The organism is Oleiphilus sp. HI0043, assembly GCF_001634935.1.
The window spans coordinates 1-895 of record NZ_LWEY01001860.1 but is presented as its reverse complement, the minus strand read 5'-3'; the positions used below and the strand labels follow the sequence as shown (position 1 = coordinate 895).

General features: G+C 43.7%; 1 protein-coding gene. It reads left to right on the top strand.

Annotated features, from left to right (window positions below; all coding sequences use genetic code 11):
- The coding region (locus A3729_RS28500) for an MMPL family transporter (protein WP_156498206.1) at positions 1–556 on the top strand (556 nt) is incomplete at its 5' end.
- Between the last annotated feature and the right edge of the window lie 339 nt (positions 557–895).

Below are 895 nucleotides of genomic sequence, written 5' to 3'. Positions count from 1 at the left end.
TGCAGGTATTGAAGTCGCGACTAACCAGGTGATAGCTGAATCACAGACTTTTATGATGGTTATTGTTTATGTGATTGTCGGAATGATGGTTTTGCTCGCCTACCGCTCTATGCGAGCCGTTGTTTGCATTGTTATGCCTTTGATGATGACTTCCATTCTATGTACGGCCTTGATGGCCTTTTTAGGCATTGGTGTGAAGGTTTCAACCTTACCAATTATTGCTTTGGGTGTGGGCTTAGGTGTCGATTACGGTATCTATATCTACTCTCGTCTAGAGGAGTACCTAACGCAAGGCATGACTTTACAGAGAGCTTATTTCCATACGCTCCACTCAACGGGTAAAGCCGTTGCTTTTACAGGGCTGACCCTGGCTATCGGTACTACAACCTGGATCTTTTCGCCGATCAAATTTCAAGCGGATATGGGGATACTGTTAACCTTCATGTTTCTTTGGAATATGCTTGGCTCAATTACCCTATTACCCATGCTCGCCTATTACTTTGTCAAAGATGGTGAGGAGGATGAGCTTGTTGTGTATCGAGATGACCTGGCCTGAGATAACTCAGAGTCGAGACCGGGTCGACAACTTTGAACTCGTGACCGCAAATGTCAAAAACAGGCAAGTGCTGTCATGGAGAGGCGCCGGCTAATAATGCTAATGTGCCTTTTTTACATCAAGTCTAGCGTGGGCTGATGTTGTGTAAAAAGATTATACAAAACAATCATTACATAAAATAAAAAGGACTCATTATGAAGAAAATAATCGCATTATTACTTATTTCTGCGGGACTCACAGGCTGTGGCGGTGTTGGTAGTCTAGTCAGCAATGACCGTGTAACAGACGCTGACAACGATCAAGTTGTAACCATTGGGGATTCGATTTTCGCTTTATCCG